Source organism: Lysobacter sp. F6437, from assembly GCF_052547215.1.
Genome location: NZ_JBQWRB010000001.1, coordinates 936,324 through 962,423, shown reverse-complemented (window position 1 = coordinate 962,423; position 26,100 = coordinate 936,324). Strand labels below are relative to the sequence as shown.

The following is a 26,100-nucleotide window of genomic DNA, read 5'->3' as shown; positions in this document are numbered from 1 at the left end:
AACGCATCGGTACTGTACCCAGGGTGCTTAGCTCAGTGGTAGAGCGTCTCCTTTACACGGAGAGGGTCGGGGGTTCGAAACCCTCAGCACCCACCAGGCACCGGGCGGAACAGTTGCGGGACAGTTTCAAAGTGCGGAGTGGTAGTTCAGTTGGTTAGAATGCTGGCCTGTCACGCCGGAGGTCGCGGGTTCGAGTCCCGTCCACTCCGCCAGTCTTGATGTCGAACGCCGGGAGAGCAGATCTCCCGGCGTTTTTTTGCTGCGCGCCGCGTGGGTTTCGTCGCCGTGCCGACGGGACTGGTCACGGCCAACCGCGCTAGACTGTGCGGCTTCCGCCTTTCGACGCGACTGGACCATGCTGCAGAAACTCCGCGAAAAGACCTCCGGCTGGATCGCCACGGTGATCCTCGGCCTGCTGATCATTCCCTTTGCGTTCTTCGGGCTCGAGCAGTACATGGGCCAGCGCAGCAACACCACCGTCGCGTCGCTCGAGGCACCGCCGATCTGGTGGAACTCGGCGCCTTCGTTCTGGCCGGTGTCGGTGTTCTGGCGCCACGAGGAAATCACGGTCGACGAGTTCCGCCAGCAGTTCGAGCAGGTGCGCCAGCAGCAGCGCGCCACCCAGGGCGACGCGTTCGACGCGCGCGCCTTCGAGAGCTTCGAGAACAAGCGCGCCGTGCTCGACACCCTGATCGACCAGGAGGTCCAGGCGATGGCCGCCGACAAGGCCGGGGTGAAGGTCAGCGATGCGATGGTGCGTGATGCGATCCAGGCCATCCCGGCGTTCCAGGTCGACGGCAAGTTCGACCTGCAGCGCTACCAGCTGGCCCTCGCTTCGCAGGTGCCGGCACAGAGCCCGGCGCAGTTCGACCAGCTCGTGCGCGAGGGCCTGCAGCAATCGCTGATGGCGAGCACGGTGGCCGGCAGCAACTTCATCACCACGGGCGAGATGGATCGCCTGATCCGGCTGATGGGCGAGCGTCGCGATGTCAGCCTGCTGGTCATCCCGGCCGCGGAGGCCGATACGGCGGCGGTCAGCGATGCCGAAGTGCAGGCCTGGTACAAGGCCCACGAGTCGGATTACCGCGCACCCGAGAGCGTCGCCATCGAATACATCGAGCTCGACGCCAACACCATGCCGGCGCCAGCGGTGGCCGACGAGGCGACGCTGCGCGCCCGCTACGAGCAGGAGAAGGCGCGCTACACGGAAGAGTCGCAGCGGCTGGCCTCGCACATCCTGGTCAACGTCGACGAGGGCGCGGATGCCGCGGCCTGGCAGGCCGCCGAAACCAAGGCGCGTGAATTGGCCACCCAGGCCCAGGCCGAGGGTGCCGATTTCGCCGCGCTCGCCACGGCCAGCAGCGATGACGCCGGCTCCAGCGCGAGCGGTGGCGACCTCGGCTGGATCAGCAAGGACATGATGCCGGGCGCATTTTCGGATGCGCTGTTCGCGATGGCGCCTGGCCAGGTCAGCGATCCGGTCCGGAGCGATTTCGGCTGGCACGTTATCCAGCTGCGCGAAGTCCGCGCCGGGGAGCAGGAGCCGTTCGAACAGGTTCGCGATGCCCTGGCCGCCGAGCAGGTCCAGGCCGATCGCGAGCGCGCCTTCAGCGACGCATCGAGCGCCGTGGTCGACGCCGTGCTGCAGAATCCGGGTGCGCTGGCCCCGGCCGCCGCCGCCGCGGGTACGACGGTGCAGAAGCTCGGGCCGTTTTCACGTGAGGCGAGCGAAGGCCTCGCGGCAAGCCCCGCGATCAAGCGCGCGGCGTTCTCGGAAGCGCTGGTCCAGGACGGCACCGTCAGCGACCCGATCGAGGTTGCGCCGGGCCACAACGTCTGGATTCGCGTGACCGACCACATGCCCGAGCAGGCGCAGCCGCTGGCCACGGTCCGTGGTGAAGTGGTGGCGGCGGTCCGTGCCGACCGTGCCCGCAAGGCCGCCATCGAGCGTGCCGATGCATTGCTGGCGCAAGTGGCTGGTGGCAAGACCCTTGCCGAGGTCGCCACCACCGCTTCGTTGCCGGCGCCGCAGTCCGTGCCGGGCGTGCCGCGTGGCGCCCCGCTGGTGGATCAATCGGTATCGGAGGCGATCTTCGTCGCCGCGGCGCCTGCCGAGGGCAAGGTGACCCCGGGACGGCAGGTGCTGGCTGATGGGACGACCGTGTTGTTCACCGTCGACAAGGTGGTTCCCGGCAATGCCGCCGAGCTTCCACCGCAACAGCTGGAACAGCTGCGGCAGCAACTGGCACAGGTCGCCGGCGCGGACGAAGCGGCCGCACTGGTGGCGGCGATGCGCAAGGACATGAAGGTCAAGGTCGTCGAGCAGAACCTCTGAGCAACGAAAAAGCCCGGCTTCGAGCCGGGCTTTTTCGTTGCCGTTACCGTTGCCGGAGCAACCGGCGCATCACTCTTCCTTGCCGAGTCCGGTCATCCCGAGGATGTTGTAGCCCGCATCGACGTAGGTGACCTCGCCGGTGACGCCAGCCGCGAGATCCGAGCACAGGAACGCGGCGACGCCGCCGACGTCCTCGATCGTCACGGTGCGGCGCAACGGGGCGTTCTCTTCGACGTGGCCGAGGATCTTGCGGAAGCCGGCTATGCCGGCCGCGGCCAGGGTCTTGATCGGGCCGGCGGACACGGCGTTGACCCGGATGCCCTCCGGGCCGAGGTTGTAGGCGAGGTAGCGCACGGTCGCTTCGAGGCTGGCCTTGGCCACGCCCATGACGTTGTAGCCCTCCAGCGCGCGCTCGGCGCCGAGGTAGGACAGGGTCAGGATCGAGCCGTTGCGTCCGGCCATCGCCGGCCGCGCGGCCTTGGCCAGCGCCGCCAGCGAGTAGGCCGAGATGTCGTGGGCCATCGCGAAGTTCTCGCGGGTGAGGCCGTCGAGGAACTGGCCGGCGATCGCCTCGCGCGGGGCATAGGCGATCGCGTGGACGAGGATGTCGAAGCCGTCCCAGCGCTGGCCGAGTTGCTCGAAGCAGTTGGCGATGCTGCCGTCCTCGGCGACGTCCAGCGGCAACACGATGTCGCTGCCATATGCGGCGGCAGCCTTCTCCACGCGCGACTTCAGCTTTTCGGTCTGGTAGGTGAACGCCAGTTCGGCGCCTTGTGCGTGCATCGCCTCGGCAATGCCGCTGGCGATGGAACGCTCGCTGGCGATGCCGGTGATCAGTGCGCGCTTGCCTTGCAGGAAACCCATGGGTGCTCCTCGGTGGTGGGTGCCGACCCGGACCTGGTCGGTAAGGCGCTAGTGTACCTGCGCCCTAGTTGCCACCGGCGGCAACGCCCGCCTCGGTCGTCGCTGCGGGTGCCGCCACGCCGTCGACCGGGTCATCGGCCAGTGCCAGCAGTTGCACAGGGGTGGCACCGTGGCGGATGCGACCATCGACGAACACCGGGTTGAGCCGGCGCAGGCGCTCCGCATCCTGGTCGTTGGCCGCGGCCCATGCCTCGATCCGGTCGATCCCGCCCGGCACGGTCACCACCTCCAGCCGCGGCACCGGGCGATCGAGCGCCTGCAGCCACGGTTCGCGGTCCCCGGCCGCGGTCAGCACGCACGCCAGCGCGTGCAGCTTGCGCACGTAGGCGTGGGTGATGCCCGACAGCCCGGGCAGTTCGGCCGGGCGGGCTTCACGGGCGACCTGGCCGCTGCGCTTCAGCGCCCCGAGGATGCGGTACTCACCGGCGTTGTAGGCCATTGCCGCAAGCCGCCAGTCGCCCGCGAACATGCCGTGCAGGGTTTTGAGGTAACGCACCGCGGCGCGGGTGGAGTCGACCGGCGACAAACGCCCGTCGTAGCCGTTGCGGATTGTCACGTCGTGGTCGCGGGCGGTCCGCTTGATCATCTGCCACAGCCCGGCCGGGCCCAGCGAGCTGCGCGCGGCGGGCTTGTAACCGCTTTCGACGAACGGGATCAGTGCGTATTCGGTGGGCAGGCTGGATTGCCGCAGGTTGTCGACCACGTAACCGAACAACGCCAGGGTGTTCGCATCGGCGGTCGCCAGGCGCTTGGGCGCGGCGGCGAAGTGTTTGCTCCAGCGCGCGCTGACTTCCGGCCCGCAGGTCGGGGTTGCCAGGCCTTCGCGGAACTGCCGGTAGATCTCCTGGCCGTTGCGGGTGGTGTCATCGGCTGCAGGCACGGGAGGCTGCGCCGGGCCCGTGACACCCGACGCCACCGCGGCTTGGGTCGCCAGTGCGACTGCCAGCAGGACGCCGGACACGGCCGCGACAAGGCGTCTTGACGCCCGTGTCATGCACTGAACCCGTCTTTCCAGCGCCGCAGTTCGGCGAATACCTCCACCGGCCCGTCCGGCCCGCGTCCCAGCCGTTGCTCGACCGCGGCGATGACCGCCGGCTGGTCGCAACGCAGGAACGGGTTGCAGGCGCGCTCCTGCGCGATCGTGCTGGGCAGGGTGGGGCGTTGGGCCTGTCGCATTGCCTGGGCTTCCTCGGTGCGGCGCCGCAGCGCCGGGTTGTCGGGTTCGACCACGCGCGCGAACGCCGCGTTGGACAAGGTGTACTCGTGGCCACAGCAGACGCGGGTGGCGTCCGGCAACGCGGCCAGCCGGGATAGTGACCCGTGCATTTGCGCCGCGCTACCCTCGAACAGCCGCCCGCAGCCCAGGCTGAACAGGGTGTCGCCACAGAACAGCAGGCTTTCGCGGCCGGCATCGAGGTGAAACGCGACATGGCTGGTGGTGTGACCTGGGACGGCGATCACGTCGAACGCGTATCCGCCGGCGGTGATCCGCTCACCATCTCCGACCCGGGTGGGGTCGCAGGCGATCCGGTCGTCGCATGGAGCGAACACGGGCAACCCGGGCCAGCGCGCCTGCAGCTCCGCGGCGCCACCGATGTGGTCGGGATGGTGGTGGGTCAACAGCACCGCGGTGGGGCGGAAGCCGCCGGAGGTGGCCGCGTCCACGACTGGCCCGGCCTGGCCCGGATCGACCACCACCGCGCCGCCAGCGTCATCGCGTAGCACCCAGATGTAGTTGTCGGACAGCGCGGGCAGGGCCTGCAGTTGCATCGGAATTCCTTGGGCCAGGTGGCGGACTGGCGCAGAATCAGGCCGCCATCGACCTTTTCACGCACCGGGACCATGCTCGCGACCGCACCCCAGCGTCAAATCCAGCCACCGCCCGGCACGCCCTTCGACTGGTTCGGGAGCGAGGCCGGACAAGGCCTGCTGGCGACCGAAGCCGGCGCGGTCGAGCGGATACTGCGGCGCTCGCCTCCCGGCCTGCCGTGGACCTGGCTCGGCGTGACCGCCGCCGAGCCGCCATCCGCGGCGGGACGCGGCCTGCTGCTGCAGCGCGGACATCGGCACTGGGTCGGCGCCGTGCACAGCGGACTGCCGCTCCCGCTGGCCAGCGAAACCCTCGGTGCGGTGCTGCTGCAGCATGTGCTCGACGACGCGTCCGACCCCGATGCGCTGCTGGGCGAATGCGCGCGCGTGCTTGCCCCCGGCGGCACCCTCTGGCTCGCGGCGCTCAACCCGTGGACGCCCTACCGCTTCCGCTGGGCTGGCACCGGCCTGCGCGCACGCGACCCCGGGCATTGGCAGGCCGCGTTGCGTCGCGCCGGATTCTCCGGCAACTCGGTCAGCCTGCAATGGTTGGGGCCGCACTGGCGGGTCGGCCATGGCGAAGCCGGCATCGGTGCGACCGACCGCCTGCGCGCCGGGTTGGCATTGACTGTTGGCAAGCGGGTGCGCGCGCCCATTCCGCCCACCCGCTTGCGGTTGCGCTCGGCAATAATGGGCGGATGACCTCCGATTCCAGAAAGACCGTTGAAATCCACACCGATGGCGCCTGCCTCGGCAACCCCGGCCCCGGCGGCTGGGCCGCGCTGTTGCGCTGCAAGGGCCGCGAACGCGAAGTCGTCGGCGGCGAAGCCGACACCACCAACAACCGGATGGAGCTGATGGCCGCGATCGCGGCGCTGGAAACCCTCAGCGAGGCCTGCGAGGTCGTCCTCCACACCGACTCCCAGTACGTGCGCCAGGGCATCACCCAGTGGATGGCGAACTGGGTGCGGCGCGGCTGGAAGACCGCCGCTGGCGCCCCGGTCAAGAACCGCGACCTGTGGGAGCGCCTGCATGCCGCAGCGCAGCGCCACGTGATCGACTGGCGCTGGGTCAAGGGCCACTCCGGCAACCCCGACAACGAACGCGTCGACGTGCTCGCGCGCGACGAGGCGATCAAGCTGCGCGGGTAGCCGCACGCCGCTTACACTGGCTCCCATGCGCCAAGTCATCCTCGATACCGAAACCACCGGCCTGAGCTGGGAGCGCGGCAACCGCGTGGTCGAGATCGGCTGCGTCGAGTTCGTCGAGCGACGCCCGACCGGCCGCACCTTCCATCGCTACCTCAACCCGGATCGCGAGTTCGAGCAGGGCGCGCAGGAGGTTACCGGCCTGACCCTGGAGTTCCTCGCCGACAAGCCGCGCTTCGCCGAGGTGGTCGAGGAGTTCCTCGAGTTCATCGACGGCGCCGAGCTGGTGATCCACAACGCCGCGTTCGACGTCGGCTTCCTCGACAACGAACTGCGCATGGCCGGCGCCCGGCACGGTTGCCTGGCCGACCGCTGTGCGATCGAGGACTCCCTGCGGCTTGCCCGCGAACGCTATCCCGGCCAGCGTAATTCGCTGGACGCGCTGTGCAAGCGGCTGGGCGTGGACAATGCCCACCGCCAGTTGCACGGCGCATTGCTCGACGCCCAACTGCTCGCCGAGGTCTACATCGGCCTGACTTCGGGGCAGGAGGAAATCGGTTTTGGCGCCCCCACGCCGGAGCCGGGCGCGGCTGCCGCGGTGGAATTCAAGGTCGACCTGAGCCGCCCGCGCCCGCGCGTGCTGGTTTCCGACGACGAGCGGGCCGCCCACGAGGCGCGGCTGGCCGGCCTGCGCAAGAAGGCCGGGCGTGCGCTGTGGGACGTGGCGACCGAAGCCGAACAGGCGGTCCCGGCCTGACCGCTAGTGGCTGCGCACCAGCACCACGGTGACGTTGTCCGAACCGCCCCCGTCCAGCGCCGCGGCGACCAGGCTGTCGACGCATTCCTGCGCGCTGCAATCCTGGTGTCCCAGCACGCGGGCGATGCTGCGGTCGTCGACCTCTTCGGTCAGGCCGTCACTGCATAGCAGCAGCTGCATGCCGGGTTGCAACTCGCCGGTCATGGTCTCGACGTTGAGGTTGCGCGGGTCGGTCACGCCCAGGGCCTGGGTGACGACATTGCGGTGCGGATGGCTGCGCGCCTGCTCATGGGTGATCGCGCCGTTGGCGATCAGCTCCTGCACGTAGCTGTGGTCCTGAGAAAGCTGGGCCAGTTGCCCGTCGCGCCACAGGTAGACGCGGCTGTCGCCGACCCAGGCCACCTCGAACCGGTTGCCGTCGACGCGCGCGGCGACCACGGTGGTGCCCATCGGCAGCGCGTCGTGGCGACGGCGCGAGGTGCGGATGATCTCCTCGTCGGCGATCCGGATCGACTGCGCGAGCGGGGTGCCGTCGCGGACCTCGCGGACGATGGTCTCCCGTGCAAGCGCGCTGGCGACCTCGCCGTACTCGTGCCCGCCCATGCCGTCGGCCACCAGCCACAATCCCAGTTCGCTGTCGCCGTAATAGCTGTCTTCGTTGAGCTCGCGACGCAGGCCGACGTGGGTCAGGTGTCCGAATTCGATCATGGGTCGGTCATGCCGGTCGCGTTGTCGGGCTCTTCTGACGGAATAACGGAATCATCGTGGCGTGGCGGCCGCGAGGCAAGGCGACCCCCGTCCGGATGGCGTCGATGGAAACACCAAGGAAGCAGGCAGGGGAGGTGGGCAGGGCGTCATGCCCATCAGGCGAAAGCGGCAGGCAGTTACTGCCGCTCAAGAAAAAGGGCTGCAAGCAGCCCATTTCCTGGAACATTGGCGGAGAGGGGGGGATTCGAACCCCCGGTACGCTATTAACGTACGCCTGATTTCGAATCAGGTACATTCAACCGCTCTGCCACCTCTCCGGGTGCAGTCGAGCCGGAAATGATACGGGGCGATCGCCGCCGCGACAAGATCTTTCGTGCCGGCGCTACACTGTCCGCCCCTCTATTCTCGATGGCGGCGTCATGTCGGAAATCCTGGTCCCCGTGTCCTTCGGCGAATTGCTCGACAAGATCGCGATCCTGCAGATCAAGTCCGAGCGCATGAGCGATCCGGCCAAGCTCGCCAATGTCCGCAACGAACTGTCGGCGCTGGAGAAGACCTGGCTGGGGCATCCGGCCGCCAATACCGACATCGTGCGCCTGCGCGCGGACCTCAAGGCGGTCAACGAACGCCTGTGGGACATCGAGGACGACATCCGGATCAAGGAAAAGGCCCAGGCCTTCGACGAGGGCTTCATCAAGCTGGCCCGCAGCGTTTACTTCCAGAACGACGAGCGCGCCCGGCTGAAGCGCGAGATCAATGCCGCGCTGGGTTCGGCCTACGTCGAGGAAAAGTCGTACGAGGATTACGGGTCCGCGGGCGCGCCCTGAACCGGATCCGCGTAGCGCCTACGTCGCCAGAGCGTAGGCGGCGACCGCGAACGCCAGCACGGCGGCGGTGGCGGCCACCAGTGAAAGCCGGTTGGCGCGCTCCAGCTTGCGTTCGAGCTCGCCGGATGCCTGCTGCAGCGCCGTCAGCGTCTGCTGCATTTCCGCGGCGAGTACCCGCACCGATTCGGCGTTCTGTGCCGCCGCGTCCTGCAGTTCGGCGATCTGTCGCGGGACCAGGTCCGGCGCCTTTTCCTCGCCCTTGCTGCGGGTGAAGATCGGCTTTGCCATCTGGATGATGTCGGGCAGGAACGGTGCGACCGCGGTGAACCAGGCTGCCATCGGGAACTCCTGAAAAGTGGTCGATCACGGAACGTGGCCGTGCAGCCTACGCTCCCATATGTGGATGGTCGGTGCGGTAACGCTCGAACGCCGCGACAGCATCGTCGACGGTGACCAGGTCCATCACGCCGTCATGCTCGATCTTGGTTCCCCACGCGATGTCGGCGGCGGGTTTGCCGAGGTATTTGCGCGCGGCATCGTCATAGCGGTCGACGCAGTAGCGCCGATCCGAATAGGGGCCGCTGCGGACCGGGTTGCTTGCCGCATGCAGCCCCAGCACCTTGGTCCCCATCGCGTTGGCGATGTGCATCGGGCCCGAGTCCGGGGTCATCACCAGTTGCGCGCGCTCCAGCAGCGCCGGCAGTTGCTTGAGGGTGTCCTTGCCGATCAGGTCCAGCGGCGTGTCGCGCATCGCCGCGATGATCGCGTCGCCGGCCTGCCGCTCCAGTTCGCTGCGACCGCCGCACAGCACCACCCGCCAGCCGCGGTCGATCGCGTGGTCGGCCACTTCGGCGTAACGGTCGGCATGCCAGTTGCGCCGGACGTGGCTGGAGCAGGGCGAGATCATCAGCGTCGGCTTGCCGTCGGCCGGCCATTGCGCGGCGGCCCACTCGCGCGCGGCGTCCGGGACCGGCAGGTCCCAGCGCACTTCGGTCTGGCGCAGGCCCAGCGGCTCGCAGAAGCTGCCGATCGCGTCGAGCACGTGGATGCCGGGGCGGTCGGGGATGCGGCGGTTGACGAACAACCCGTGGCCGTCCTTCGAGCGCGCGCGGTCGTAGCCGACACGGGTCCGCGCAGGGATGAAGGCGGACAGCACGTTCGCGCGCGCGGCGACCTGCATCTGCAACAACGCCTCGAACGGCAGATCGTGGTCCTGCCGCACCCGGCGCCGCAATTCCAACATGCCGCTCAGGCCGGACTTCTTGTCGTACTCGATCAGTCCGACCCCTCGCAGGCCTTCGAGCAACCGCCGCTCGCCCTTGCCGATCACCCAGCACAGGCGCGTGCCGGGCCAGGCCGACTGCAGCGTGTGCACGAGTGGCACGACATGGGTGACGTCGCCGAGCGCCGACAGTCGCAGCAGGCAGATCGAGGCGGGCGCGGGGGCGGATGCGTGCGTGGCGGTAATTGCTAGACTCCGGGCGATGACGGGGTATGACGCCACTGAGGGATTGACGCCGTTCCGCGACGCCAGCGGATACGGTGCGATTCTGTTCGACCTGACGCGGGTGCGGCAAGCGGATCCCGAATGGTTCTCGCCAGCATACTGGGACGGCAAGGCCCGCCCGGTCGAGAGCGGGGGACGCGGTGGAGCGTGGTTCGTGGACGCGCCGTTCGGCCAGTCGGTGCTGCGGCGCTACCTGCGCGGCGGGCTGGTGGCCCGATTCAACCGCGATCGCTACCTGTGGCGGGGTGCGGACGACACCCGCAGTTTCGCCGAGTTCCGCCTGACCCGCGCCGTTGCCGAGAAGGGCGTGCCGGTGCCGCGGCCGATCGCGGCATGCTACCGGCGCGAAGGCCTGTACTACCGTGCGGCGATCCTGATCGAACGCCTGCCCGACGTACGCACGCTGGCCGACCGCGCCATGGTGGCCGGAGACGGTGCGCCGTGGGAGGAGGCCGGCCGGCTGGTTGCGCGCGCGCATCGCGCCGGACTCGACCATGCCGACCTCAACGCGCACAACCTGTTGTTCGACACGACCGGGCAGGGCTGGGTGATCGACCTCGACCGCGGACGGATGCATATCCCCGCGACCGGCTGGCGCGAGCGAAACCTCAAACGGCTCAAGCGGTCATTGTTGAAGTTGCGCGGCGATCGGCCGGTCGAAGCGGTCGAGCGTGATTTCGCACGGCTTCGCGATACCTACGATCGCATCTGGGCCCGGGGCTACTGACATGGGTTGGGCATTGCGACTGAACGGTGTCGGCAACTCCTCGGCGGTCGAGCTGGGCTCGGCGATGGCCACCATCGAGCGCGATGGCAAGCCATGGTTGACCATCGACTGCGGTGGAGAAGGCCTGACCGCCTATCTCACGCAATACGGCGGGATGCCAAGGGCACTGTTCGTAACCCACACCCACCTCGACCATGTCGGGGGATTCGAGCGGCTGTTCGTCGGCAGCTATTTCAATGAAGAGCGGCGCGGCAAGGTGCGACTGTACGTGCCGGCCAAGCTGGTGCCCTTGCTGCACCAGCGCGTCGGCGACTACCCCAATGCGCTGGCCGAGGGCGGCGCGAATTTCTGGGATGCGTTCCAGGTGATTCCGGTCGGCGAGGCGTTCTGGCATGACGGTGTGCGGCTGGAGGTGTTCCCGGCGCGGCACCACTGGCCCGACACCGCATTCGGCCTGCGCCTGCGCGGCAGCCTGGTCTGGACCGGCGACACCCGGCCGATTCCGGAAGTGCTGGCGCGGTTCGCCGACGCCGGCGAGTTGGTCGCCCACGACTGCGCGCTGCACGGCAACCCGTCGCACAGCGGGATCGATGACCTGGAGCGCGAGTACCCGCGCGAGCTGCTCGACCGCTGCCTGCTCTATCACTACGCCAGCATCGCCGAGGGCGAAATGCTGGCCGCGCGCGGTTACCGGGTGGGGTATCGGGGCGAAGTCGTCGACCTCGCCGATACCAGTGCGGCGCAAGTGCGCCCGGACGAAGCCCGGAAAGGCGATGACCCCGCCGGCTGACCTCGGCACCCGCGTCAGTCAATACCGTTGCTGCCTTCCGGCCCTGGCGGAGTTTTCGACCTAGCGTCGCGAGGGGCCGACGGGGCCACCACAGAGACTTGCTGACCTGCTGGTACTTCTTGCCGGTAAAACTGGCGGAGAGAGGGGGATTCGAACCCCCGAAGCGCGGTTTAGACGCTTACACACTTTCCAGGCGTGCTCCTTCAACCACTCGGACACCTCTCCGCACTGAACACAGCGCCTGAATACGCAGGCCCCCGCGGACGGCATCGCGCCGCCAGCGGGCCGCAAAGTCTAGCGGTGGCGGGGCCTGCCAGCAAGCGCGGTGATGGGCCGGCGGCCCGCATCCGGGGCCATGGCACAATGCCCGGGAACCCGTCGGGTGGCGCGAACCGTCGCGACCACCGACCTTGCCGGACTCCCAAAAGGTACCGATGTCCTACCTCGTCCTCGCCCGTAAATGGCGCCCCAGGCGCTTCGCCGAACTGGTCGGGCAGGAGCACGTGGTGCGCGCGCTGACCAACGCCCTCGACAGTGGCCGCGTCCACCACGCCTTCCTGTTCACCGGCACCCGCGGCGTGGGCAAGACCACGATCGCGCGGATCTTCGCCAAGTCGCTCAACTGCGAACGCGGCACCTCGGCGGAGCCGTGTGGCGAGTGCAACTCGTGCATGGACATCGACGCCGGCCGCTTCCTCGACCTGCTGGAGATCGACGCGGCCTCCAACACCGGCGTCGACGATGTCCGCGAGGTGATCGAGAACGCCCAGTACATGCCGTCGCGCGGGCGCATGAAGGTCTACCTGATCGACGAAGTGCACATGCTGTCGAAGGCGGCGTTCAACGCGTTGCTGAAGACGCTGGAAGAGCCGCCGGGGCACGTGAAGTTCCTGCTGGCCACCACCGACCCGCAGAAGCTGCCGGTGACGGTGCTGTCGCGCTGCCTGCAGTTCAACCTCAAGCGGCTCGACGAGGCCCAGATCAGCGGGCAGATCAACAAGATCCTCGACGCCGAGGGCATCGCGGTGGAGTCCGGCGCGGTGCGCCAGCTCAGCAAGGCTGCCGACGGCAGCCTGCGCGATGGCCTGTCGCTGCTCGACCAGGCGATCGCGTATACCGGCGGCGAGCTGACCGACGCCGCGGTCGCGACCATGCTCGGCAGCGTCGACCACACCCGTGTCGGCGCCCTGCTGGATGCGCTGGCCGACGGCGATGGTGAAGCGTTGCTGGCCGAGGTGGCGGCGCTGGCCGAGTTCTCGCCCGACTGGGGCAGCGTGCTGGAGGCGTTGACCGAGGCGCTGCATCGGATCCAGGTGCGGCAGTTGGTCCCGTCCGCGGCGGTCGAGACCGACGGGGTCGATGTCGATGGTCTTGCGGGACGGTTGCGGCCGGAACTGGTGCAGCTGTGGTACCAGATGGCGCTGCACGGCCGCCGCGACCTGCCGCTGGCGCCAAGCCCGCGTGCCGGGTTCGAGATGAGCGTGCTGCGGATGCTGGCGTTCCGTCCGGCGGGTGAGGGCGGTGAGCCCCGGGCAGTGCCCGCCACGCGCCGGTCCGGGGCGTCGACGCCAGCCGGCCCGCTTCCGGTGGCGCGCGCGGAAAATGACGATTCGATGCCCGTTGCTGAGGCCTCGTCGGGTGCGATCTATACTTCCCCAGCCGAGCCCGCCGTCGTGGTGCCGGCGGATGTAGTTGCGACAACTGCCGCATCGAGCCATCGCGTGGCCGAACCGATCGTCCCTGCGGCGGCACCCCCGGAACAGCGCGGGGACACTCCGCAGGATCACGGCACGCAACCCGCGTCGGCGCCCGGATTCCCGGACGGTGCCATCGTCGACGCCGAGGGCTGGCTCGATTGGCTTACCCGCTGCGAGCTCCGGGGGCCGGCGCGGGTCCTGGCCGAGCATGCCGGCTTCATCCGCAGCGGTGACGGCACCCTCGCACTGGTCCTGGCCGAAGGCGACGAACTGCTGAACAAGCCGGCGCTGGTCAACGAGATCGCCCAGGCCCTCGCGCCGCTGTTCGGCGCGCCGCCGAGGATCCAGTTCGAACTTTCGGATCGCCCCGCCGAATCGCTGCGCCGGCGCACCGAACGCGTGCGCGACGAACGCCAGGTCGCCGCCGAGCAGGCGTTCATGAACGACCCCGAGGTGCAGCGCCTGATCGACCAGCACGGCGCCCGGGTCGTGCCGGATTCGATCCGTCCGTTCCATGACGCATGACGGAGGGGGGCCCTTGAACCACGGCCCCGTCGCCATCATTCCACTGACAGTACGGCCGTCGTTCGTGACGGCTTCCATTTGCCCAGCCAACGAGTAAACGACATGCGCGGAAACATCGCCCAACTCATGCAGCAAGCGCAGAAGATGCAGGAAAACGTGCAGCGCGCGCAGGAAGAACTGGCCAACATCGAGACCACCGGCAACTCGGGTGGCGGCATGGTCAACGTGACCATGACCGGCCGCATGGAGTGCCGCAAGGTGCGGATCGACCCCAGCGTGCTGGCCGACCCGGAAATGGCCGAGGACCTGATCGCCGCGGCGATCAACGACGCGGTCAACAAGATCAACGTCGCCTCGCAGGAGAAGATGGGCGCAGCCACCGCGGGCATGCAGTTGCCGCCCGGGATGAAGATGCCGTTCTGACCGGCGTCGTCGCTCGATGACCTCGCCGCTGCTCGAACAGCTGATCGAAGCCTTCCGGGTGTTGCCCGGCGTCGGCCAGAAATCCGCCCAGCGCATGGCCTACCACGTGCTCGAACGCGAGCGCGACGGCGGCCGGCGGCTGGCCGATGCATTGGCCGCGGCGGTCGAGAAGGTCGGCCATTGCAGCCGCTGCCGCGACTTCAGCGAGGACGAGGTCTGCGCGACCTGTGCCAGCGCCTCGCGCGACGTGCAGCAGCTGTGCGTGGTGGAGAGTCCGGCCGACCGGCTGGCGATCGAGCAGGCCACCGGCTATCGCGGCCTCTATTACGTGCTGCAGGGCCGGTTGAGCCCGCTCGACGGTATCGGTCCGAACGAACTCGGGCTTGACCGGCTCGGCGAGCGGCTGGCCGAGGGCGAGGTGTCGGAGATGATCATCGCGACCAACCCGACCGTCGAAGGCGAGGCGACCGCGCATTACCTCGGCCAGCTGGCCCGCAAGCACCGGGTGCGGCCGAGCCGCCTGACCCACGGCGTGCCGCTGGGCGGCGAACTCGAGTACGTCGACCGCGGCACCCTGTCGCACGCGTTCGGCAGCCGCAGCGAAATGCCATAGGGTTTTGTAGGAGCGGCTTCAGCCGCGATCTGGAACCGGTACGAGCGAACGATTTCCGATCGTGGCTGAAACCGCCCCTACGCCCCGAAGGAAGTCCCCTTGGCGGACAATAGCGCCATCGATCAAGGAACCATCATGACCGACACCATTTTCGACAAGATCATCCGGCGCGAGATCCCCGCCGACATCGTGTACGAAGACGAGCACCTGATCGCGTTTCGCGACATCGCTCCGCAGGCGCCGGTGCATGTGTTGTTCGTGCCGAAGACGCCGATTGCGACCCTCGACGACCTCGCCCCGGACCAGGCCGCGGTCATCGGCCGGCTGGCCTACGCGGCCGCGCAATACGCCAGGAGCGAAGGCTTCGCCGAGGACGGCTACCGGGTGGTGATGAACTGCAACGAGCATGGCGGGCAGACCGTGTTCCAGATCCACCTGCACCTGCTGGCCGGTGCACCGCTGGGACGGTTCGGCACGCCAAAGTGACGCAGGCTTCGCCGTAAAAGGAAACGCCCGGTCAGCCCGGGCGTTTCTCGTTGCGGTCCCGACTCACCACCAGCCCCACCACGGCCACGGTGCCGGACGGGTCACGACGTCGACGCGCTCGCGCACCGGCCACAGGTAGACGACGTCGGCGGCGACCCGCGGGAAGCGGTAGTCGTACTCGCCGATCCGGCGGCTTTCGTAGCCGTCGATGCGACCGGTGAAGGTGACTTCGCGGTTCTTCTCGAACAGCGCCGGATCGTAGAAGCCGTCCCGGCAGGCGATGAAGCGGCCGCCGACGTCGTCGGTCGCCCAGTACGGACGGCCGGAGGCGGTCAGGCGGGTCGAGATCATCTCGAAGCAGGTGCGGTTGGGCTTCGGCTCGACCTGCACGATGCGGCCGCCCCAGCGAACCATCGCACCGGCGCGGTCGGTGCTGGCGGCATCGCGCGGACTGATCTGGGCGAACTCGCCCTGCAGCGGTTTTGGCTGGGTGGCGCACGCGGCCAGCAGCGTGGGAGCCAACGCAAGCGCGGCCCATCGAATCATTCGGGTGGTCTTCATCGGGACACCTTTCATTGGGAGAGGTTTCATCGAGGTTCTCCGTTGCGTGGCCGGTGGGCGCGCAGGGCGCGGACCAGCTGGCGTGTTTCCAGGGCCCGTGCCGCGCCCGGGTGATCCCCAGCGTAGCGCCAATCGCTGAAACGTTGGCTGAGTCGCTGCAGTTCCGTGCCCAGCTCGGGCTTGGCCTGGCTGACCCGTTTGGCCCATGCCAGCGCGCTCTCGGACGGCTCCCTGCCCAGGTGCAGACGACGGTAACGTTTGTCCAGCGCGTGCCAGGCGCGCAACACCGGATCGGGCTGGCGCTCGCCGCGACGGCTCAACCAGGCCATCCAGAGCAGGGCCAGCAGCACCGACAGCGCGAACAGCAGCCCCAGCCGCACGCCGTCGAGCCGTTCGATCCCGAGTGGTCGCAGCATGCGTGCCTGGCGGTCGGCGTCGAAACCGAGGACGAGGTTGTTCCAGCCGCGACGCAACCAGTCGCCGGCGTTGAACCAGTCGCTGCCGGCGCCGAATACGCCGCCCAGCAGGCCGTCCGCGCCGGGCAGGCGATCGTGGATGGTGTCGTAGATGCGCTCGGGCGCGACCGCGGCGGTGGGGTCGACCCGGACCCAGCCGCGGCCGTCCAGCCATACCTCGGCCCAGGCGTGCGCGTCGGAACGGCGCACGAGCCAGTAGTCGCCGAGTGGGTTGCGGTAACCGCCGACGTAGCCGGTGACGACCCGGGACGGGATCCCGGCGGCGCGCATCAGCACCACGAACGCCGAGCTGTAGTGCTCGCAGAAGCCGGCCTGCTGGTCGAACAGGAATTCGTCGACCGCGTTGCGGCCGGGCAGTGGGGTGTCGAGGGTGTAGGCGAACTCGCTGCGGACCCAGTCCAGCGAGCGCTGCACGATCGCAGCGTCATCGTCGCCCGCCTCTGCGCGCCATTGCCGGGCGAGTGCATGGGTGCGCGGGTTGTAACCGGCCGGCAACTGCAACGCGGCACGACGCAGGACCGGCCGCAGTTGCGGCTCGTAGGCCAGTGGCCGTGCCGACTGCATGCGCCAGCGCGTCAGCGAGGTCAACGGTCGCGGCGCGAGCAATTCGTGGTCGTGGTTGAGCCGCGTGCCGTCCGGCGCGGCCAGCGGCAGTTCGAGCGCGACCAGTTGGCGGCGGTCGGTCGGCTCGATCTCGACTTCGTAATCCCAGCGCGTCGGCCCGTGCTGTACCTCGGCCGGCGGCAGCGAGCGCAGCCAGTCCGAGCGCGTCCAGCTGCGGCCGTCGTAGTGCCACATCACCGGGCCGCGCCAGTACATCTGCGAGGTTGGCGGGGTCGCGCCGAAGAAGCGCACCCGCAACGCCGGGGTGTCGTCGGCGATCAGGTCGATCCACTGCCCCGGCGTCATCTCGCCGGACAGGCCCGGCCGACCGAGTGCACGCTCCGGCACGCCCCACATCGGCGAGCCCAGGCGCGGGAACAGCCAGAACGCGGCCAGTGCCAACGGCAACCCGATCGCCAGCAGGCGGCCGATGCCCGCCAACCGGCGGCCGGCGCCCGTCGCCAGCGCATCGCCCGATTCCAGGTCGGCCAATCGTTGCAGCGCGCACAGGGCCAGCAGCGCGCCGACCAGTCCGAGCGCGAGCGCCAGCGGCCCCTGGTCGAGCAGGAACGTGCCAAACGGGGCGAACAGGGCAAAGCCAATCAGGCTGCGGGCGTCGCGCAGGGTGGAGGTCTCGGCCGGCTTGATCGCCAGCATCGCCGCGAGTACCGCGCAGCCGGTGTCGCGGCCGATCCCGAAGTTGGTCAGGACCAGCACCGTGCCGAGCAGTCCGACTGCGAGCACCGCCCGCAGCAGGCCGTGCATCGGTCGCCGCCATGACAGCGTCGCCACCAGTACCGCCGCTGCCGCGACCGTGATCGATAGCGCCGCCGGCAACTGCAGCAGCAGCGGCAACAGGCAGGCCGCGGCGGCGACCAGCGCCCAGCGCCGGCTGCCGGGGTCGAGTTGCGGGGTTGGGGTCGGCACGTGCTCAGCCATGTGGCATCAGCGCCAGTGCGCGCAGGCAGGCATGGCGGTGGACTGGCCCCTGGTCGGGGCCGATCGGGGGTTGGCCGGGCAGGGCCATCCGGTAGCGGCGGCCATCGCGTTCGGCCTCGTCGACCCAGCGTGCCAACCGCGAGATCCTCGCCTCGTACGGCAGCGGCCCGAGGCCATGCCAGTCGAGCACGATGTCGGCGCCCAACGGCTGCTCGTACTCGCGTACCAGCAGGGTGTCGCGTCGCGCCGAAGGCTTCCACGCGATCGCCCGGCGCGAGTCGCCGCGACGGTAGCTGCGCAGGTGGTGGACGTCGTCGCCGCTGGGATGCAACCGGCTCTGTACGCGGTCGCCGGAACCGCTTGGCAATGGCGGGCCGTCGGCTTCGGGGCGCGGGTACACCAGCAGTGGCGCCTGCGACCATGCGTAGGACCATGCCCGCGCGAGCCCCAGCGGCCGGGTGGTCGAGACTTTGAGCCGCGGCAGGTCCAGCCAGCCGCGCTCGACGGTCGGCAGCGGCAACCCGGCTTCGCCACGGCCCTGTTCGAGGTTGAGTACCGCCTCGCGCGACGGCGACGGTTCCAGGCCGACCGCGAGGCCACGGCGGCGCCGGCCGTCATCGGCGTGCGCATGCACCCGCAGCAGCAGGTCGGTACCGGCGGCGACCGGTTCGGCCTCGATCGCGACCACCGCCAGCCCGGTCAACTGCAACTGCGCGGCAACCAGGCTGGCCAGTCCCGCCCCACCGAGCAGCAACCCGAGCAGCAACGCGGGGTTGTTGTTGTAGTTCAGCGCGCCCAGCAGCATCACCAGCAATAACACGGCGTAGAACAGCCCGAACCGGGTCGGCAGCACATAGACCCGGCGGCGGTGGAAACGCGCCGGCAGCGCTTCGGGTTCGCGCGGGCGCGTCCACACCAGCGCCAGGTCATGCAGACGCCGCAAGGCCGTCGACAACATCTAGTCCACCGGCACCGCGTGCAGGATCGACTTGGCCAGCGCCGCATCGTTGCCGGCATCGGCTTCGGGAACCAGTCGATGCGCCGCGACCGCGGTGAACAGCGCCTGCACGTCGTCGGGACGTACATGGGAGCGACCGAGCAGCAACGCATAAGCCCGCGCTGCCCGCAACAACGCCAGCCCCGCGCGTGGCGACAGCCCTACCCGCACGCCCGGATGCTTGCGGCTGCGCGTCAACAACGCCTGCACGTAGCCGATCAGGGCATCGCCGGCATGCACGGACGTGACCGCCGCGCGTGCCGCGATCACGTCGTCGGCGGTCAGCAGCGGCCGCGCCTGCGCGATCAGGCTGCGGCGGTCGGCACCGGCCAGCAGGCCACGCTCCGCGTCTTCGCCCGGATAGCCCAGTGCGAGCCGCAACAGGAAGCGGTCGAGTTGCGAGTCCGGCAACGGATAGGTGCCCGACAGGTCGACCGGATTCTGCGTGGCGATCACGAAGAAAGGCGACGGCAACGCGTGGCTGGTGCCGTCGACGGTGACCTGGTGTTCGGCCATCGCTTCCAGCAACGCGCTTTGCGTGCGCGGTGGCGCGCGGTTGATCTCGTCGGCCAGCAGCACCTGGGTGAATATCGGGCCGGGATGGAACTCGAAACGTCGCGCCTGCGGGTCGAACACCGAGACTCCGACGATGTCGGCCGGCAGCAGGTCGGAGGTGAACTGCACGCGCTGGAACTGCAACCCGAGGGTCGCGGCAAGCGCATGCGCCAAGGTGGTCTTGCCGAGGCCGGGCAGGTCCTCGATCAGCAGGTGCCCCTCCGACAGCAGGGCCACGAATGCCAGCCGTACCTCGTGCGGTTTGCCCAGCACCAGCGAGTTGACCTGCGTCTGTGCGCCGTCAAGGGCAGCGCGCAGGTGGTCGGGTAGCATGCTCGCCGAAGCCGGGGTTGCGGATACCGCCATTCGTACTCTCCAGGAAGCTGCCCGGCCGCATTGCGGAACCCTTGCCGGCATCGCGGGTCAAGCCAGCGATGCCGTGGTGTTTGCTGCGGCCACGATCATCCGAGTCTACCGAGGTCACATGTCCATGCGGGAACGCCCGTCGCCTGTCGTGCCACCGCGATCACCCTTCTCCGGCCCGGCTTCATCGTGGTCACAGCCGGAGGCGGCGAATGCACGTCGGCTGTTCTGGGGGCTGTTCGCGGTGGTGTTCGCGATCAAGCTGCTGGTCGCCGCGCGGTTGCCGCTGTTCGTCGACGAGGCGTTCTACTGGCTCGAAGGGCAGCACCTGGCGCCGGCGTATTCCGACCTGCCGGGCCTGACCGCATGGCTCGCACGGCTGGGCGTCACCCTCGGTGGCGACACCGCGCTCGGCCTGCGGCTGCCGTTCCTGCTGATTGCTGCGCTGGTGCCGTTGCTGGCGATGCGGATCACCGCCCGCGAACACGGCGAGGTCTACGGCTGGCAGGCCGGTTGTTTCGCGCTGCTGCTGCCGCTGTCGGGCACGCTTGGGCTGCTGGCCCTGCCGGACGCGGCGATGGCGCTGGCGACGTTGTTGTGTGTCGACGCCGGCGCGCGGCTGTTGCGCCACGTGACTGCCGGCGGCGCGCTGGAACTTGCGCTCGGGTTGACCATCGGCGCGTTGAGCCATTACCGGTTCATCGCGGTGATCGGGGTTGGACTGGTGGTCCTGTTGTTGTTGGCGGATGGCCGGAAACTGCTGCGCGATGCCCGCGTCTGGACCGCGATCGCGATCGGTGCAGCGGCGTGGACCCCGCTGGTGGCATGGAACTTCGACAACGCCGATGCCGGCCTGCGTTTCCAGCTGGTCGACCGCCATCCCTGGGCGTTCCATGTCGATGGCCTGTGGTTCATCGCGATCCAGGCGTTGCTGGTCACGCCGCTGCTGTTCGTGGCGCTGGCTTCGGCGAGCTGGCGCGGCAACCGGAGTGCCTCCTCGACCTCGCGCTATTTCGCATTGCTTGGCGGGCTGGTGGTGCTCGGCTTCTTCGCGCTCGGGTTCTTTGCCGATACCGAGCGCGTCAGTTTCCACTGGCCACTTCCTGGCTACCTCGCCTTGTTGCCGTTGCTGCCGGCCGTGCTCGCGGCATGGCCGCGCTGGCTGCGAGGGGCGACCTGGGGGCTGGCCGGACTCGGGCTGGTCGCGATGCTCGGCTATTACGTCGCGGTGTCGGTTCCCGACCTGCGGGCGCGGACCGCGGCGGAGAAGTGGTATCCGTCCAACTTCGCCGGCTGGAACGAGCTGGAGGAGGCGGTGCGACTCGCGCGCGCGCAGATGCCCGACGACACCCGGATCGTCGCTGGAAACTTCAAGCTCGGTGCCGAGTTGGGCTTCGCCTTGGGCGAGTCGCGCATCGCCGTGCTCGACCACTCGCTCAACCACAAGCATGGCCGTGCGCCGCAACTGCGGTTGTGGGGCTTGCAATCGTCGGGTCGCGCCGACTGGGGCGATGCGCCGGTGCTGCTGGTGGTCGGCGCGACCGACGTGCCCTACAAATCGCTGCTGCAGCGCTACCACGACCTGTGTGGCATGGTCGGGCCGTTGCCGCCGCCGCGAGTGATCAACGTCGACCATGGGCACCAGCGGTTCCTGCTGTTCAAGCTGGGACGCGGGGTGGACGCCCCGGCTGGCGCGACCTGCACCACGCCGTCGATGGCATGGATCGATACGCCCGTGAGCGGCGCCAAGGTCGGCACGAACTTCGAGGTCGCGGGTTGGGCGTTCAAGAACGGCGTCGGACTGGATCGTGTCGAAGTGACGCTCGATGGTGCCCTGGTCGCGCAGGCGCAATACGGGCTGGAGAACCCCGGGGTCGCGCGCTACTGGCAACTGGCGAACGATCCCAACCAGCCGCGCGTGGGTTTCAGTGCGAGCGTCGACGCCGCTTCCGTCTCGCCGGGCCGGCACTGGCTCGGGCTGCGGCTGCATGGCAGCGACGGCAGCGTGGAAGTCTGGCCGGAGCAGCCGGTCGATATCCGCTGACTGTAGTCGGGCGGGTCAGGGCACTGCGAAACCCGCCTCGCGCAACAGGCGGGCGGTTTCGATCAACGGCAGGCCGACCAGCGCGGTCGGGTCACGGCTGTCGATCGCCTCGAACAGGCTGATGCCAAGGCCTTCGCATTTGAAACTGCCGGCGCAGTCGAACGGCTGCTCGGCATCGACGTAACGCGCGATCTCGTCCGCAGTTAGGGGGCGGAAGCGCACCGTGGTGGTGTCGATCGTGCTCAGGCATTGCTGGCCACGGCACAGCGCCAGGCCGGTGCGGAATGCGATCGCGCGGCCCGACATCGCGCCCAGCTGCGCGATCGCGCCATCGCGGCCACCGGGCTTGCCCAAGGGGTGTCCGTCCAGTTCGGCCACCTGGTCGGACCCGATCACCCACGCGTCGGGATGACGGGCGGCAATGTCCGTGGCCTTGGCAATGGCGAGGCGCCGGACCAGCTCGGTCGGTGTTTCGCCGGGCAGGACGGCCTCGTCGGTTCCGGGGCGAAGGGTCTCGAACGGCAGGCCCAGTCGCGCCAGCAGTTCGCGTCGATAGGGCGAGGTGGACGCGAGGATCAGTCGTGGTCGTACCGCCATCGCTCAGGTCACGGGTACGCGGGCGCGCTCGATGCGGTCCAGTTGCTGCTCGATCCGGCTGCGCGCATCGACGATGGAGCCGCGCACCTGCTGCAGCTCGTCGACGCTGGCGGTGTCGCCATGTTCCCTCAGCCACAGGCGCTGGCGCAGCATCTCGCGCAAGGCATCGTGGACCGGGTCGTCGATATGGTCGCCGGCGACCGCCTCGATCTCCGAACGGGCGGTGCGCAGGCGCGCTTCCAATGCGTCCGCGGCATCCAGCAGTTGCCGGATTTCACGATGGCGACGGCTGTTCCGACGCCGCGCAACCGCGATGGTGAACAGGAGTGTCGCCGCAACCACGGCGAGGCCGAACACTGTCAGTAGGGATGCGTTCACGGTGCCAACAAGCGGGAATCGAGTATCCAGTCTGCCGCGCCCGCAGGGGCGGGGGCAAATCGGTGCGGATGGCGGCGTACAATCCGCCTGCGGGCCGCTCCGGGTGGCCTCTGGCGGGCTGTCACCGGTTTGACAGGTGTCCGCCCCATCCTTAACATTCCCCGGCTTATGTCCGCTGACGCGCCCAAAGTGCCGGTACCCGAAGTCCTGGATGCCTCACGCATGGTCGCGGCGCGACGTGGCGTGGCGGGGCGGGTGTCTCTGTCGGCATTGACGAGGTTGCGCGACAGCCTGTTCGATACCGAAGGCGAGGTGGCGTATTCGCTCGAGTTCGGCACCGACGAGTTGAAGGTTCCATTCGTCGAGTTGCGGATCGAAACGGAGTTGCCGCTGCTGTGCCAGCGCAGCCTCGAGCGCTTCCTGTTCCCGGTGGCGATCGAGCAACGGCTCGGCCTGATCCGCGACGAAGCCGACGAGGCCGCGTTGCCCCCGGGCTACGAGGCGTTGCTGATGCCAGAGGACGGCACGCTTAAGCCGGTCGAGCTGGTGGAGGACGAGCTGATCCTCGCCATCCCGGTGATACCGGTAAAGCCCGGCACCGAGGCGATGGAGCGCGACTGGCCCGCCGAGGAGGTCGAGCTGGAACGCTCCAATCCGTTCGCGGCGCTGTCGGCATTGAAGAACAAACCGGATTCGTCGAAGTAGTTTTTCGCCGGTCCATCGACTGAAGTTTTCAAGGTTTTCCCTGGAGTAAGACCATGGCTGTCCAGAAGTCCCGCGTTTCCCCGTCCAAGCGTGGCATGCGTCGCGCCCACGATTCGCTGTCCAGCAAGCAGCTGGCGACCGATCCGACCACCGGCGAGACCCACATCCGCCACCACGTCACCGCCGACGGCTACTACCGTGGCAAGAAGGTGATCGACACCCAGTCGAAGGTCGCCGACGAAGAGTAAGCTCGACGCGCCCGCAGGTTCGCGGGCGCTCCCGCACCCGCGGTGGCCGCGCCGGGCTGAATCGTTGGCCCGGCCAGCCCGGGCGTTCTCCGGGTCGGCCTGACCGGCTCGTGGCGGCCGCATGGCGTTGTTTCGGTGCGTCCAACTGCGGGGAGCCTCATCGCCAGCACGCTGGCGTTCGTGAACAGCCCTCGTGAACCAGCCCTTTCGCCGCGGAGCCGCAATGACCGATCCCATTTTTTCCCGCATCGCGGGTACCGGCAGCTACTTGCCGGAGAAAGTGCTGACCAACGACCACCTGTCGAAGATCGTCGATACCACCGACGAGTGGATCGCCTCGCGCACCGGCATCCGCGAACGCCACGTCGCCGCTGAAGGCGAGACCACTTGCGACCTGGCCTACCACGCCGCGGTGCGCGCGATGGAAGCGGCCGGTGTCGAGGCGTCCGAGCTCGACCTGATCGTGCTGGGCACCACCACCCCCGACCTCATCTTCCCGTCGACGGCCTGTCTGTTGCAGCACCGCCTCGGTGCCAACGGCTGCCCGGCATTCGACGTCAACGCCGCCTGTTCTGGTTTCATCTACGCGTTGACCGTGGCCGACAAGTTCATCCGCAGCGGCGCGGCGAAGACGGTGCTGGTGGTCGGGGCCGAGACCCTGACCCGGATGCTCGACTGGAACGACCGTTCCACCTGCGTGCTGTTCGGCGATGGCGCCGGTGCGGTCGTGCTGAAAGCCGACAGCGAAGCCGGCATCCTCAGCACCCACCTGCACGCCGATGGCGGCAAGAAGGAACTGCTGTGGAACCCGGTGGGCGTCTCGGTCGGTTTCAAGCCCGAGGAGCACAACGCCGGCGTCAAGGTGCTGATGACCGGCAACGACGTGTTCAAGCATGCGGTGAAGGCGCTGGATGCACTGGTCGAGGAGACGCTCGAAGCCAACGGGCTGGACCGCCACGACATCGACTGGCTGATCCCGCACCAGGCCAACCTGCGCATAATCGAGGCCACCGCCAAGCGGCTGGACATGCCGATGGAGCGGGTCATCGTCACCGTCGACAAGCACGGCAACACGTCCTCCGGGTCGGTGCCGCTGGCGCTGGACGAGGCCGTACGCTCCGGGCGCATGCAGCGCGGGCAACTGGTGTTGCTGGAGGCGTTCGGCGGCGGTTTCACCTGGGGTTCGGCGCTGCTGCGCTACTGATCCCGCGCAAACTGTACGCCGTGGTACAGACGGGTCGGTGCGATCGCTCGTATCATGGCGCGTTCTTTCCGCAGGGGCCGTCGTGTGAGCGATCCACAACACACCGACCAACAAGCTGATCCGCAACTGGCCTTCGTTTTCCCGGGGCAGGGCTCGCAGTCGCTCGGCATGCTCGCCGGGCTGGCGCAGGACCACGCGATCATCGGTGAAACCTTCGCCGAAGCCAGCAACGGCGCCGGCACCGACCTCTGGACGCTGAGCCAGTCCGGTCCCGAGGATCGTCTCAACCAGACCGAGTTCACCCAGCCGGCATTGCTGGCCGCGGGCGTCGCGGTATGGCGCCTGTGGCAGGCACGCGGTGGTGCGATGCCGGCGCGACTCGCCGGCCACAGTCTCGGCGAGTACAGCGCGCTGGTCGCGGCTGGCGTGCTGACACTGGTTGACGCAGCCCGGCTGGTGCGCCTGCGTGGACAGTTGATGCAGGATGCCGCGCCTGCGGGCACCGGCGCGATGGCGGCCGTGCTGGGTGCCGAGGATGCGCTGGTGCAGGAAGTCTGCGAAGCGGCGTCGGGCAAGGAAGTGGTGGTCCCGGCCAACTACAACTCACCCGGCCAGATCGTGATCGGCGGCCATGCGGCTGCCGTCGACAAGGCATTGACCCAGTTGGCCGAGCGCGGAGTGCGCAAGGTGGTGAAGCTTGCCGTCAGCGTGCCGTCGCACACGCCGCTGATGCGCGAGGCCGCCGACAAGCTGGCCGAGTCGATGGCCGACATCGAATGGCAGGCACCGCGTCTGCCGGTGGTGCAGAACGTCGACGCTACGGTGCATGAAGGCACCGACGCGATCCGCGACGCGTTGGTGCGCCAGCTGTACCTGCCGGTGCAGTGGACCGGTTGCGTGCAGGCGCTGGCATCGGCGGGCGCGACCCGCGTCGCCGAATGCGGTCCCGGCAAGGTGCTGGCCGGGCTGGTCAAGCGCATCGACAAGTCGATCGACGCGCGCGCACTAGGTGCACCGGCTGACTTCGAGGCCGCGCTGGACGATTGGAAATAACCCGAACCCTGTAGGAGCGGCTTCGGCCGCGATCGCATGTTTGTGGTGCGAACTGATTCCCGATCGCGGCTGAAGCCGCTCCTACCAAAGAAAGCAGGAAG

At 68.7% G+C, this 26,100-nt stretch carries 28 protein-coding genes, 4 tRNA genes and 1 other RNA gene; 18 read left to right on the top strand and 15 right to left on the bottom strand.

Annotated features, from left to right (window positions below; translation table 11 throughout):
* Positions 1-21: 21 nt before the first annotated feature.
* The 3 genes from ACT9F5_RS04470 to ACT9F5_RS04460 all read left to right on the top strand — a co-directional run bounded on the left by ACT9F5_RS04470 (position 22) and on the right by ACT9F5_RS04460 (position 2,335).
* Positions 22-96, top strand: a tRNA-Val gene (locus tag ACT9F5_RS04470).
* A 39-nt stretch (positions 97-135) separates the two neighbouring features.
* Positions 136-212: transfer RNA gene (locus tag ACT9F5_RS04465), tRNA-Asp, on the top strand.
* A 143-nt stretch (positions 213-355) separates the two neighbouring features.
* The gene (locus ACT9F5_RS04460) at positions 356-2,335 is read left to right on the top strand and encodes a SurA N-terminal domain-containing protein (protein WP_445118710.1); all 1,980 of its coding nucleotides are present in this window, start codon (positions 356-358) and stop codon (positions 2,333-2,335) included.
* Positions 2,336-2,404: 69 nt separating this feature from the next.
* Here ACT9F5_RS04460 and ACT9F5_RS04455 read toward each other — a convergent pair whose 3' ends face one another.
* The 3 genes from ACT9F5_RS04455 to gloB all read right to left on the bottom strand — a co-directional run bounded on the left by ACT9F5_RS04455 (position 2,405) and on the right by gloB (position 5,029).
* Positions 2,405-3,199: an SDR family oxidoreductase gene (locus ACT9F5_RS04455; protein ID WP_445118709.1), complete on the bottom strand. Its 795-nt coding sequence runs from the start codon at positions 3,197-3,199 to the stop codon at positions 2,405-2,407.
* Between the two features lie 64 nt (positions 3,200-3,263).
* A complete protein-coding gene (locus ACT9F5_RS04450; RefSeq protein ID WP_445118708.1) occupies positions 3,264-4,139 on the bottom strand; it encodes a transglycosylase SLT domain-containing protein in 876 nt (291 codons plus the stop codon).
* 110 nt (positions 4,140-4,249) lie between these two features.
* Positions 4,250-5,029: a hydroxyacylglutathione hydrolase gene (gene gloB / locus ACT9F5_RS04445; protein WP_445118707.1), complete on the bottom strand. Its 780-nt coding sequence runs from the start codon at positions 5,027-5,029 to the stop codon at positions 4,250-4,252.
* Positions 5,030-5,101: 72 nt separating this feature from the next.
* Here gloB and ACT9F5_RS04440 point away from each other — a divergent pair, with 72 nt between their 5' ends.
* The 3 genes from ACT9F5_RS04440 to dnaQ are packed head-to-tail and all read left to right on the top strand — an operon-like array spanning position 5,102 to position 6,973.
* Entirely contained in the window at positions 5,102-5,770 is a 669-nt protein-coding gene (locus ACT9F5_RS04440) for a methyltransferase domain-containing protein (RefSeq protein WP_445118706.1), read from the top strand.
* Positions 5,767-6,219, top strand: coding sequence for a ribonuclease HI (gene rnhA / locus ACT9F5_RS04435; protein WP_445118705.1), 453 nt, complete (start codon positions 5,767-5,769; stop codon positions 6,217-6,219). Before ACT9F5_RS04440 ends, rnhA begins: the two co-directional genes overlap by 4 nt.
* Positions 6,220-6,244: 25 nt before the next feature.
* Entirely contained in the window at positions 6,245-6,973 is a 729-nt protein-coding gene (gene dnaQ / locus ACT9F5_RS04430) for a DNA polymerase III subunit epsilon (protein ID WP_445118704.1), read from the top strand.
* Between the two features lie 3 nt (positions 6,974-6,976).
* On the opposite strand, the gene ACT9F5_RS04425 is transcribed toward dnaQ, so the two are convergent.
* Both ACT9F5_RS04425 and ACT9F5_RS04420 read right to left on the bottom strand, forming a co-directional pair.
* Complete coding sequence (locus ACT9F5_RS04425; protein ID WP_445118703.1) at positions 6,977-7,681, bottom strand: protein phosphatase 2C domain-containing protein; 705 nt, start codon at positions 7,679-7,681, stop codon at positions 6,977-6,979.
* 226 nt (positions 7,682-7,907) lie between these two features.
* Positions 7,908-7,998, bottom strand: a tRNA-Ser gene (locus tag ACT9F5_RS04420).
* Positions 7,999-8,100: 102 nt separating this feature from the next.
* Between ACT9F5_RS04420 and ACT9F5_RS04415 the strand changes: the two genes are divergently transcribed.
* Entirely contained in the window at positions 8,101-8,508 is a 408-nt protein-coding gene (locus ACT9F5_RS04415) for a DUF6165 family protein (RefSeq protein ID WP_445118702.1), read from the top strand.
* An 18-nt stretch (positions 8,509-8,526) separates the two neighbouring features.
* Here ACT9F5_RS04415 and ACT9F5_RS04410 read toward each other — a convergent pair whose 3' ends face one another.
* Positions 8,527-8,847 (bottom strand): hypothetical protein, encoded by a 321-nt coding sequence (locus tag ACT9F5_RS04410; RefSeq protein WP_445118701.1) that lies wholly within the window; start codon positions 8,845-8,847, stop codon positions 8,527-8,529.
* 46 nt (positions 8,848-8,893) lie between these two features.
* Complete coding sequence (locus ACT9F5_RS04405; protein ID WP_445119495.1) at positions 8,894-9,976, bottom strand: glycosyltransferase family 9 protein; 1,083 nt, start codon at positions 9,974-9,976, stop codon at positions 8,894-8,896.
* A gap of 16 nt (positions 9,977-9,992) precedes the next feature.
* Between ACT9F5_RS04405 and ACT9F5_RS04400 the strand changes: the two genes are divergently transcribed.
* Together ACT9F5_RS04400 and ACT9F5_RS04395 are read left to right on the top strand one after the other, a co-directional pair.
* Positions 9,993-10,742, top strand: a complete 750-nt coding sequence (locus ACT9F5_RS04400; RefSeq protein ID WP_445118700.1) for a 3-deoxy-D-manno-octulosonic acid kinase — start codon at positions 9,993-9,995, stop codon at positions 10,740-10,742.
* Position 10,743: 1 nt separating this feature from the next.
* Complete coding sequence (locus tag ACT9F5_RS04395; protein WP_445118699.1) at positions 10,744-11,532, top strand: MBL fold metallo-hydrolase; 789 nt, start codon at positions 10,744-10,746, stop codon at positions 11,530-11,532.
* On the opposite strand, the gene ffs is transcribed toward ACT9F5_RS04395, so the two are convergent.
* Together ffs and ACT9F5_RS04385 are read right to left on the bottom strand one after the other, a co-directional pair.
* An RNA gene (gene ffs / locus ACT9F5_RS04390) (signal recognition particle sRNA small type) lies at positions 11,519-11,615 on the bottom strand. The genes ACT9F5_RS04395 and ffs overlap by 14 nt on opposite strands.
* Positions 11,616-11,664: 49 nt before the next feature.
* Positions 11,665-11,757 (bottom strand) — tRNA-Ser (locus tag ACT9F5_RS04385).
* A gap of 209 nt (positions 11,758-11,966) precedes the next feature.
* Between ACT9F5_RS04385 and dnaX the strand changes: the two genes are divergently transcribed.
* The 4 genes from dnaX (at position 11,967) to ACT9F5_RS04365 (ending at position 15,276) form a co-directional block, all read left to right on the top strand.
* The gene (gene dnaX, locus ACT9F5_RS04380; protein WP_445118698.1) at positions 11,967-13,754 is read left to right on the top strand and encodes a DNA polymerase III subunit gamma/tau; all 1,788 of its coding nucleotides are present in this window, start codon (positions 11,967-11,969) and stop codon (positions 13,752-13,754) included.
* Positions 13,755-13,856: 102 nt separating this feature from the next.
* Complete coding sequence (locus ACT9F5_RS04375) at positions 13,857-14,177, top strand: YbaB/EbfC family nucleoid-associated protein (RefSeq protein WP_445118697.1); 321 nt, start codon at positions 13,857-13,859, stop codon at positions 14,175-14,177.
* Between the two features lie 16 nt (positions 14,178-14,193).
* Positions 14,194-14,790, top strand: a complete 597-nt coding sequence (recR, locus tag ACT9F5_RS04370) for a recombination mediator RecR (RefSeq protein ID WP_445118696.1) — start codon at positions 14,194-14,196, stop codon at positions 14,788-14,790.
* Between the two features lie 135 nt (positions 14,791-14,925).
* Entirely contained in the window at positions 14,926-15,276 is a 351-nt protein-coding gene (locus ACT9F5_RS04365) for an HIT domain-containing protein (RefSeq protein ID WP_445118695.1), read from the top strand.
* A gap of 63 nt (positions 15,277-15,339) precedes the next feature.
* Here the strand turns inward: ACT9F5_RS04365 and ACT9F5_RS04360 are convergent, their stop codons facing one another.
* The 4 genes from ACT9F5_RS04360 to ACT9F5_RS04345 are packed head-to-tail and all read right to left on the bottom strand — an operon-like array spanning position 15,340 to position 19,773.
* The gene (locus ACT9F5_RS04360) at positions 15,340-15,837 is read right to left on the bottom strand and encodes a Slp family lipoprotein (RefSeq protein ID WP_445118694.1); all 498 of its coding nucleotides are present in this window, start codon (positions 15,835-15,837) and stop codon (positions 15,340-15,342) included.
* 26 nt (positions 15,838-15,863) lie between these two features.
* The gene (locus ACT9F5_RS04355) at positions 15,864-17,855 is read right to left on the bottom strand and encodes a transglutaminaseTgpA domain-containing protein (protein WP_445118693.1); all 1,992 of its coding nucleotides are present in this window, start codon (positions 17,853-17,855) and stop codon (positions 15,864-15,866) included.
* Positions 17,848-18,813: a DUF58 domain-containing protein gene (locus tag ACT9F5_RS04350; protein ID WP_445118692.1), complete on the bottom strand. Its 966-nt coding sequence runs from the start codon at positions 18,811-18,813 to the stop codon at positions 17,848-17,850. The genes ACT9F5_RS04355 and ACT9F5_RS04350 overlap by 8 nt, the downstream gene beginning before the upstream one ends.
* Positions 18,814-19,773 (bottom strand): AAA family ATPase, encoded by a 960-nt coding sequence (locus ACT9F5_RS04345; RefSeq protein WP_445118691.1) that lies wholly within the window; start codon positions 19,771-19,773, stop codon positions 18,814-18,816. It lies immediately after the preceding gene.
* Positions 19,774-19,891: 118 nt separating this feature from the next.
* Here ACT9F5_RS04345 and ACT9F5_RS04340 point away from each other — a divergent pair, with 118 nt between their 5' ends.
* On the top strand, positions 19,892-21,814 hold the full coding sequence (locus tag ACT9F5_RS04340; RefSeq protein WP_445118690.1) for a glycosyltransferase family 39 protein: 1,923 nt from the start codon (positions 19,892-19,894) through the stop codon (positions 21,812-21,814).
* 15 nt (positions 21,815-21,829) lie between these two features.
* Here ACT9F5_RS04340 and ACT9F5_RS04335 read toward each other — a convergent pair whose 3' ends face one another.
* Together ACT9F5_RS04335 and ACT9F5_RS04330 are read right to left on the bottom strand one after the other, a co-directional pair.
* Entirely contained in the window at positions 21,830-22,411 is a 582-nt protein-coding gene (locus tag ACT9F5_RS04335) for a Maf family nucleotide pyrophosphatase (RefSeq protein WP_445118689.1), read from the bottom strand.
* A gap of 3 nt (positions 22,412-22,414) precedes the next feature.
* Complete coding sequence (locus ACT9F5_RS04330; RefSeq protein WP_445118688.1) at positions 22,415-22,789, bottom strand: hypothetical protein; 375 nt, start codon at positions 22,787-22,789, stop codon at positions 22,415-22,417.
* Positions 22,790-22,957: 168 nt separating this feature from the next.
* On the opposite strand from ACT9F5_RS04330, the gene ACT9F5_RS04325 reads away from it, so the two are divergent.
* The 4 genes from ACT9F5_RS04325 (at position 22,958) to fabD (ending at position 25,999) form a co-directional block, all read left to right on the top strand.
* Positions 22,958-23,494 (top strand): YceD family protein, encoded by a 537-nt coding sequence (locus ACT9F5_RS04325; protein ID WP_445118687.1) that lies wholly within the window; start codon positions 22,958-22,960, stop codon positions 23,492-23,494.
* Between the two features lie 53 nt (positions 23,495-23,547).
* The gene (gene rpmF, locus ACT9F5_RS04320) at positions 23,548-23,742 is read left to right on the top strand and encodes a 50S ribosomal protein L32 (RefSeq protein ID WP_332615154.1); all 195 of its coding nucleotides are present in this window, start codon (positions 23,548-23,550) and stop codon (positions 23,740-23,742) included.
* 223 nt (positions 23,743-23,965) lie between these two features.
* Entirely contained in the window at positions 23,966-24,946 is a 981-nt protein-coding gene (locus ACT9F5_RS04315; RefSeq protein ID WP_445118686.1) for a beta-ketoacyl-ACP synthase 3, read from the top strand.
* A gap of 126 nt (positions 24,947-25,072) precedes the next feature.
* On the top strand, positions 25,073-25,999 hold the full coding sequence (gene fabD, locus ACT9F5_RS04310; RefSeq protein ID WP_445119494.1) for an ACP S-malonyltransferase: 927 nt from the start codon (positions 25,073-25,075) through the stop codon (positions 25,997-25,999).
* Positions 26,000-26,100 lie beyond the last annotated feature (101 nt).

Excerpts from the sequence above, each read along its gene's own strand:
- ACT9F5_RS04460 (WP_445118710.1), top strand. The coding sequence starts at position 356 with ATGCTGCAGAAACTCCGCGAAAAGACCTCCGGCTGGATCGCCACGGTG.
- ACT9F5_RS04455 (WP_445118709.1), bottom strand. The coding sequence starts at position 3,199 with ATGGGTTTCCTGCAAGGCAAGCGCGCACTGATCACCGGCATCGCCAGC.
- gloB (WP_445118707.1), bottom strand. The coding sequence starts at position 5,029 with ATGCAACTGCAGGCCCTGCCCGCGCTGTCCGACAACTACATCTGGGTG.
- ACT9F5_RS04440 (WP_445118706.1), top strand. The coding sequence starts at position 5,102 with ATGCTCGCGACCGCACCCCAGCGTCAAATCCAGCCACCGCCCGGCACG.
- rnhA (WP_445118705.1), top strand. The coding sequence starts at position 5,767 with ATGACCTCCGATTCCAGAAAGACCGTTGAAATCCACACCGATGGCGCC.
- dnaQ (WP_445118704.1), top strand. The coding sequence starts at position 6,245 with ATGCGCCAAGTCATCCTCGATACCGAAACCACCGGCCTGAGCTGGGAG.
- ACT9F5_RS04425 (WP_445118703.1), bottom strand. The coding sequence starts at position 7,681 with ATGATCGAATTCGGACACCTGACCCACGTCGGCCTGCGTCGCGAGCTC.
- ACT9F5_RS04415 (WP_445118702.1), top strand. The coding sequence starts at position 8,101 with ATGTCGGAAATCCTGGTCCCCGTGTCCTTCGGCGAATTGCTCGACAAG.
- ACT9F5_RS04410 (WP_445118701.1), bottom strand. The coding sequence starts at position 8,847 with ATGGCAGCCTGGTTCACCGCGGTCGCACCGTTCCTGCCCGACATCATC.
- ACT9F5_RS04400 (WP_445118700.1), top strand. The coding sequence starts at position 9,993 with ATGACGGGGTATGACGCCACTGAGGGATTGACGCCGTTCCGCGACGCC.
- ACT9F5_RS04395 (WP_445118699.1), top strand. The coding sequence starts at position 10,744 with ATGGGTTGGGCATTGCGACTGAACGGTGTCGGCAACTCCTCGGCGGTC.
- dnaX (WP_445118698.1), top strand. The coding sequence starts at position 11,967 with ATGTCCTACCTCGTCCTCGCCCGTAAATGGCGCCCCAGGCGCTTCGCC.
- ACT9F5_RS04375 (WP_445118697.1), top strand. The coding sequence starts at position 13,857 with ATGCGCGGAAACATCGCCCAACTCATGCAGCAAGCGCAGAAGATGCAG.
- recR (WP_445118696.1), top strand. The coding sequence starts at position 14,194 with ATGACCTCGCCGCTGCTCGAACAGCTGATCGAAGCCTTCCGGGTGTTG.
- ACT9F5_RS04365 (WP_445118695.1), top strand. The coding sequence starts at position 14,926 with ATGACCGACACCATTTTCGACAAGATCATCCGGCGCGAGATCCCCGCC.
- ACT9F5_RS04360 (WP_445118694.1), bottom strand. The coding sequence starts at position 15,837 with ATGAAGACCACCCGAATGATTCGATGGGCCGCGCTTGCGTTGGCTCCC.
- ACT9F5_RS04355 (WP_445118693.1), bottom strand. The coding sequence starts at position 17,855 with ATGGCTGAGCACGTGCCGACCCCAACCCCGCAACTCGACCCCGGCAGC.
- ACT9F5_RS04350 (WP_445118692.1), bottom strand. The coding sequence starts at position 18,813 with ATGTTGTCGACGGCCTTGCGGCGTCTGCATGACCTGGCGCTGGTGTGG.
- ACT9F5_RS04345 (WP_445118691.1), bottom strand. The coding sequence starts at position 19,773 with ATGGCGGTATCCGCAACCCCGGCTTCGGCGAGCATGCTACCCGACCAC.
- ACT9F5_RS04340 (WP_445118690.1), top strand. The coding sequence starts at position 19,892 with ATGTCCATGCGGGAACGCCCGTCGCCTGTCGTGCCACCGCGATCACCC.
- ACT9F5_RS04335 (WP_445118689.1), bottom strand. The coding sequence starts at position 22,411 with ATGGCGGTACGACCACGACTGATCCTCGCGTCCACCTCGCCCTATCGA.
- ACT9F5_RS04325 (WP_445118687.1), top strand. The coding sequence starts at position 22,958 with ATGTCCGCTGACGCGCCCAAAGTGCCGGTACCCGAAGTCCTGGATGCC.
- rpmF (WP_332615154.1), top strand. The coding sequence starts at position 23,548 with ATGGCTGTCCAGAAGTCCCGCGTTTCCCCGTCCAAGCGTGGCATGCGT.
- ACT9F5_RS04315 (WP_445118686.1), top strand. The coding sequence starts at position 23,966 with ATGACCGATCCCATTTTTTCCCGCATCGCGGGTACCGGCAGCTACTTG.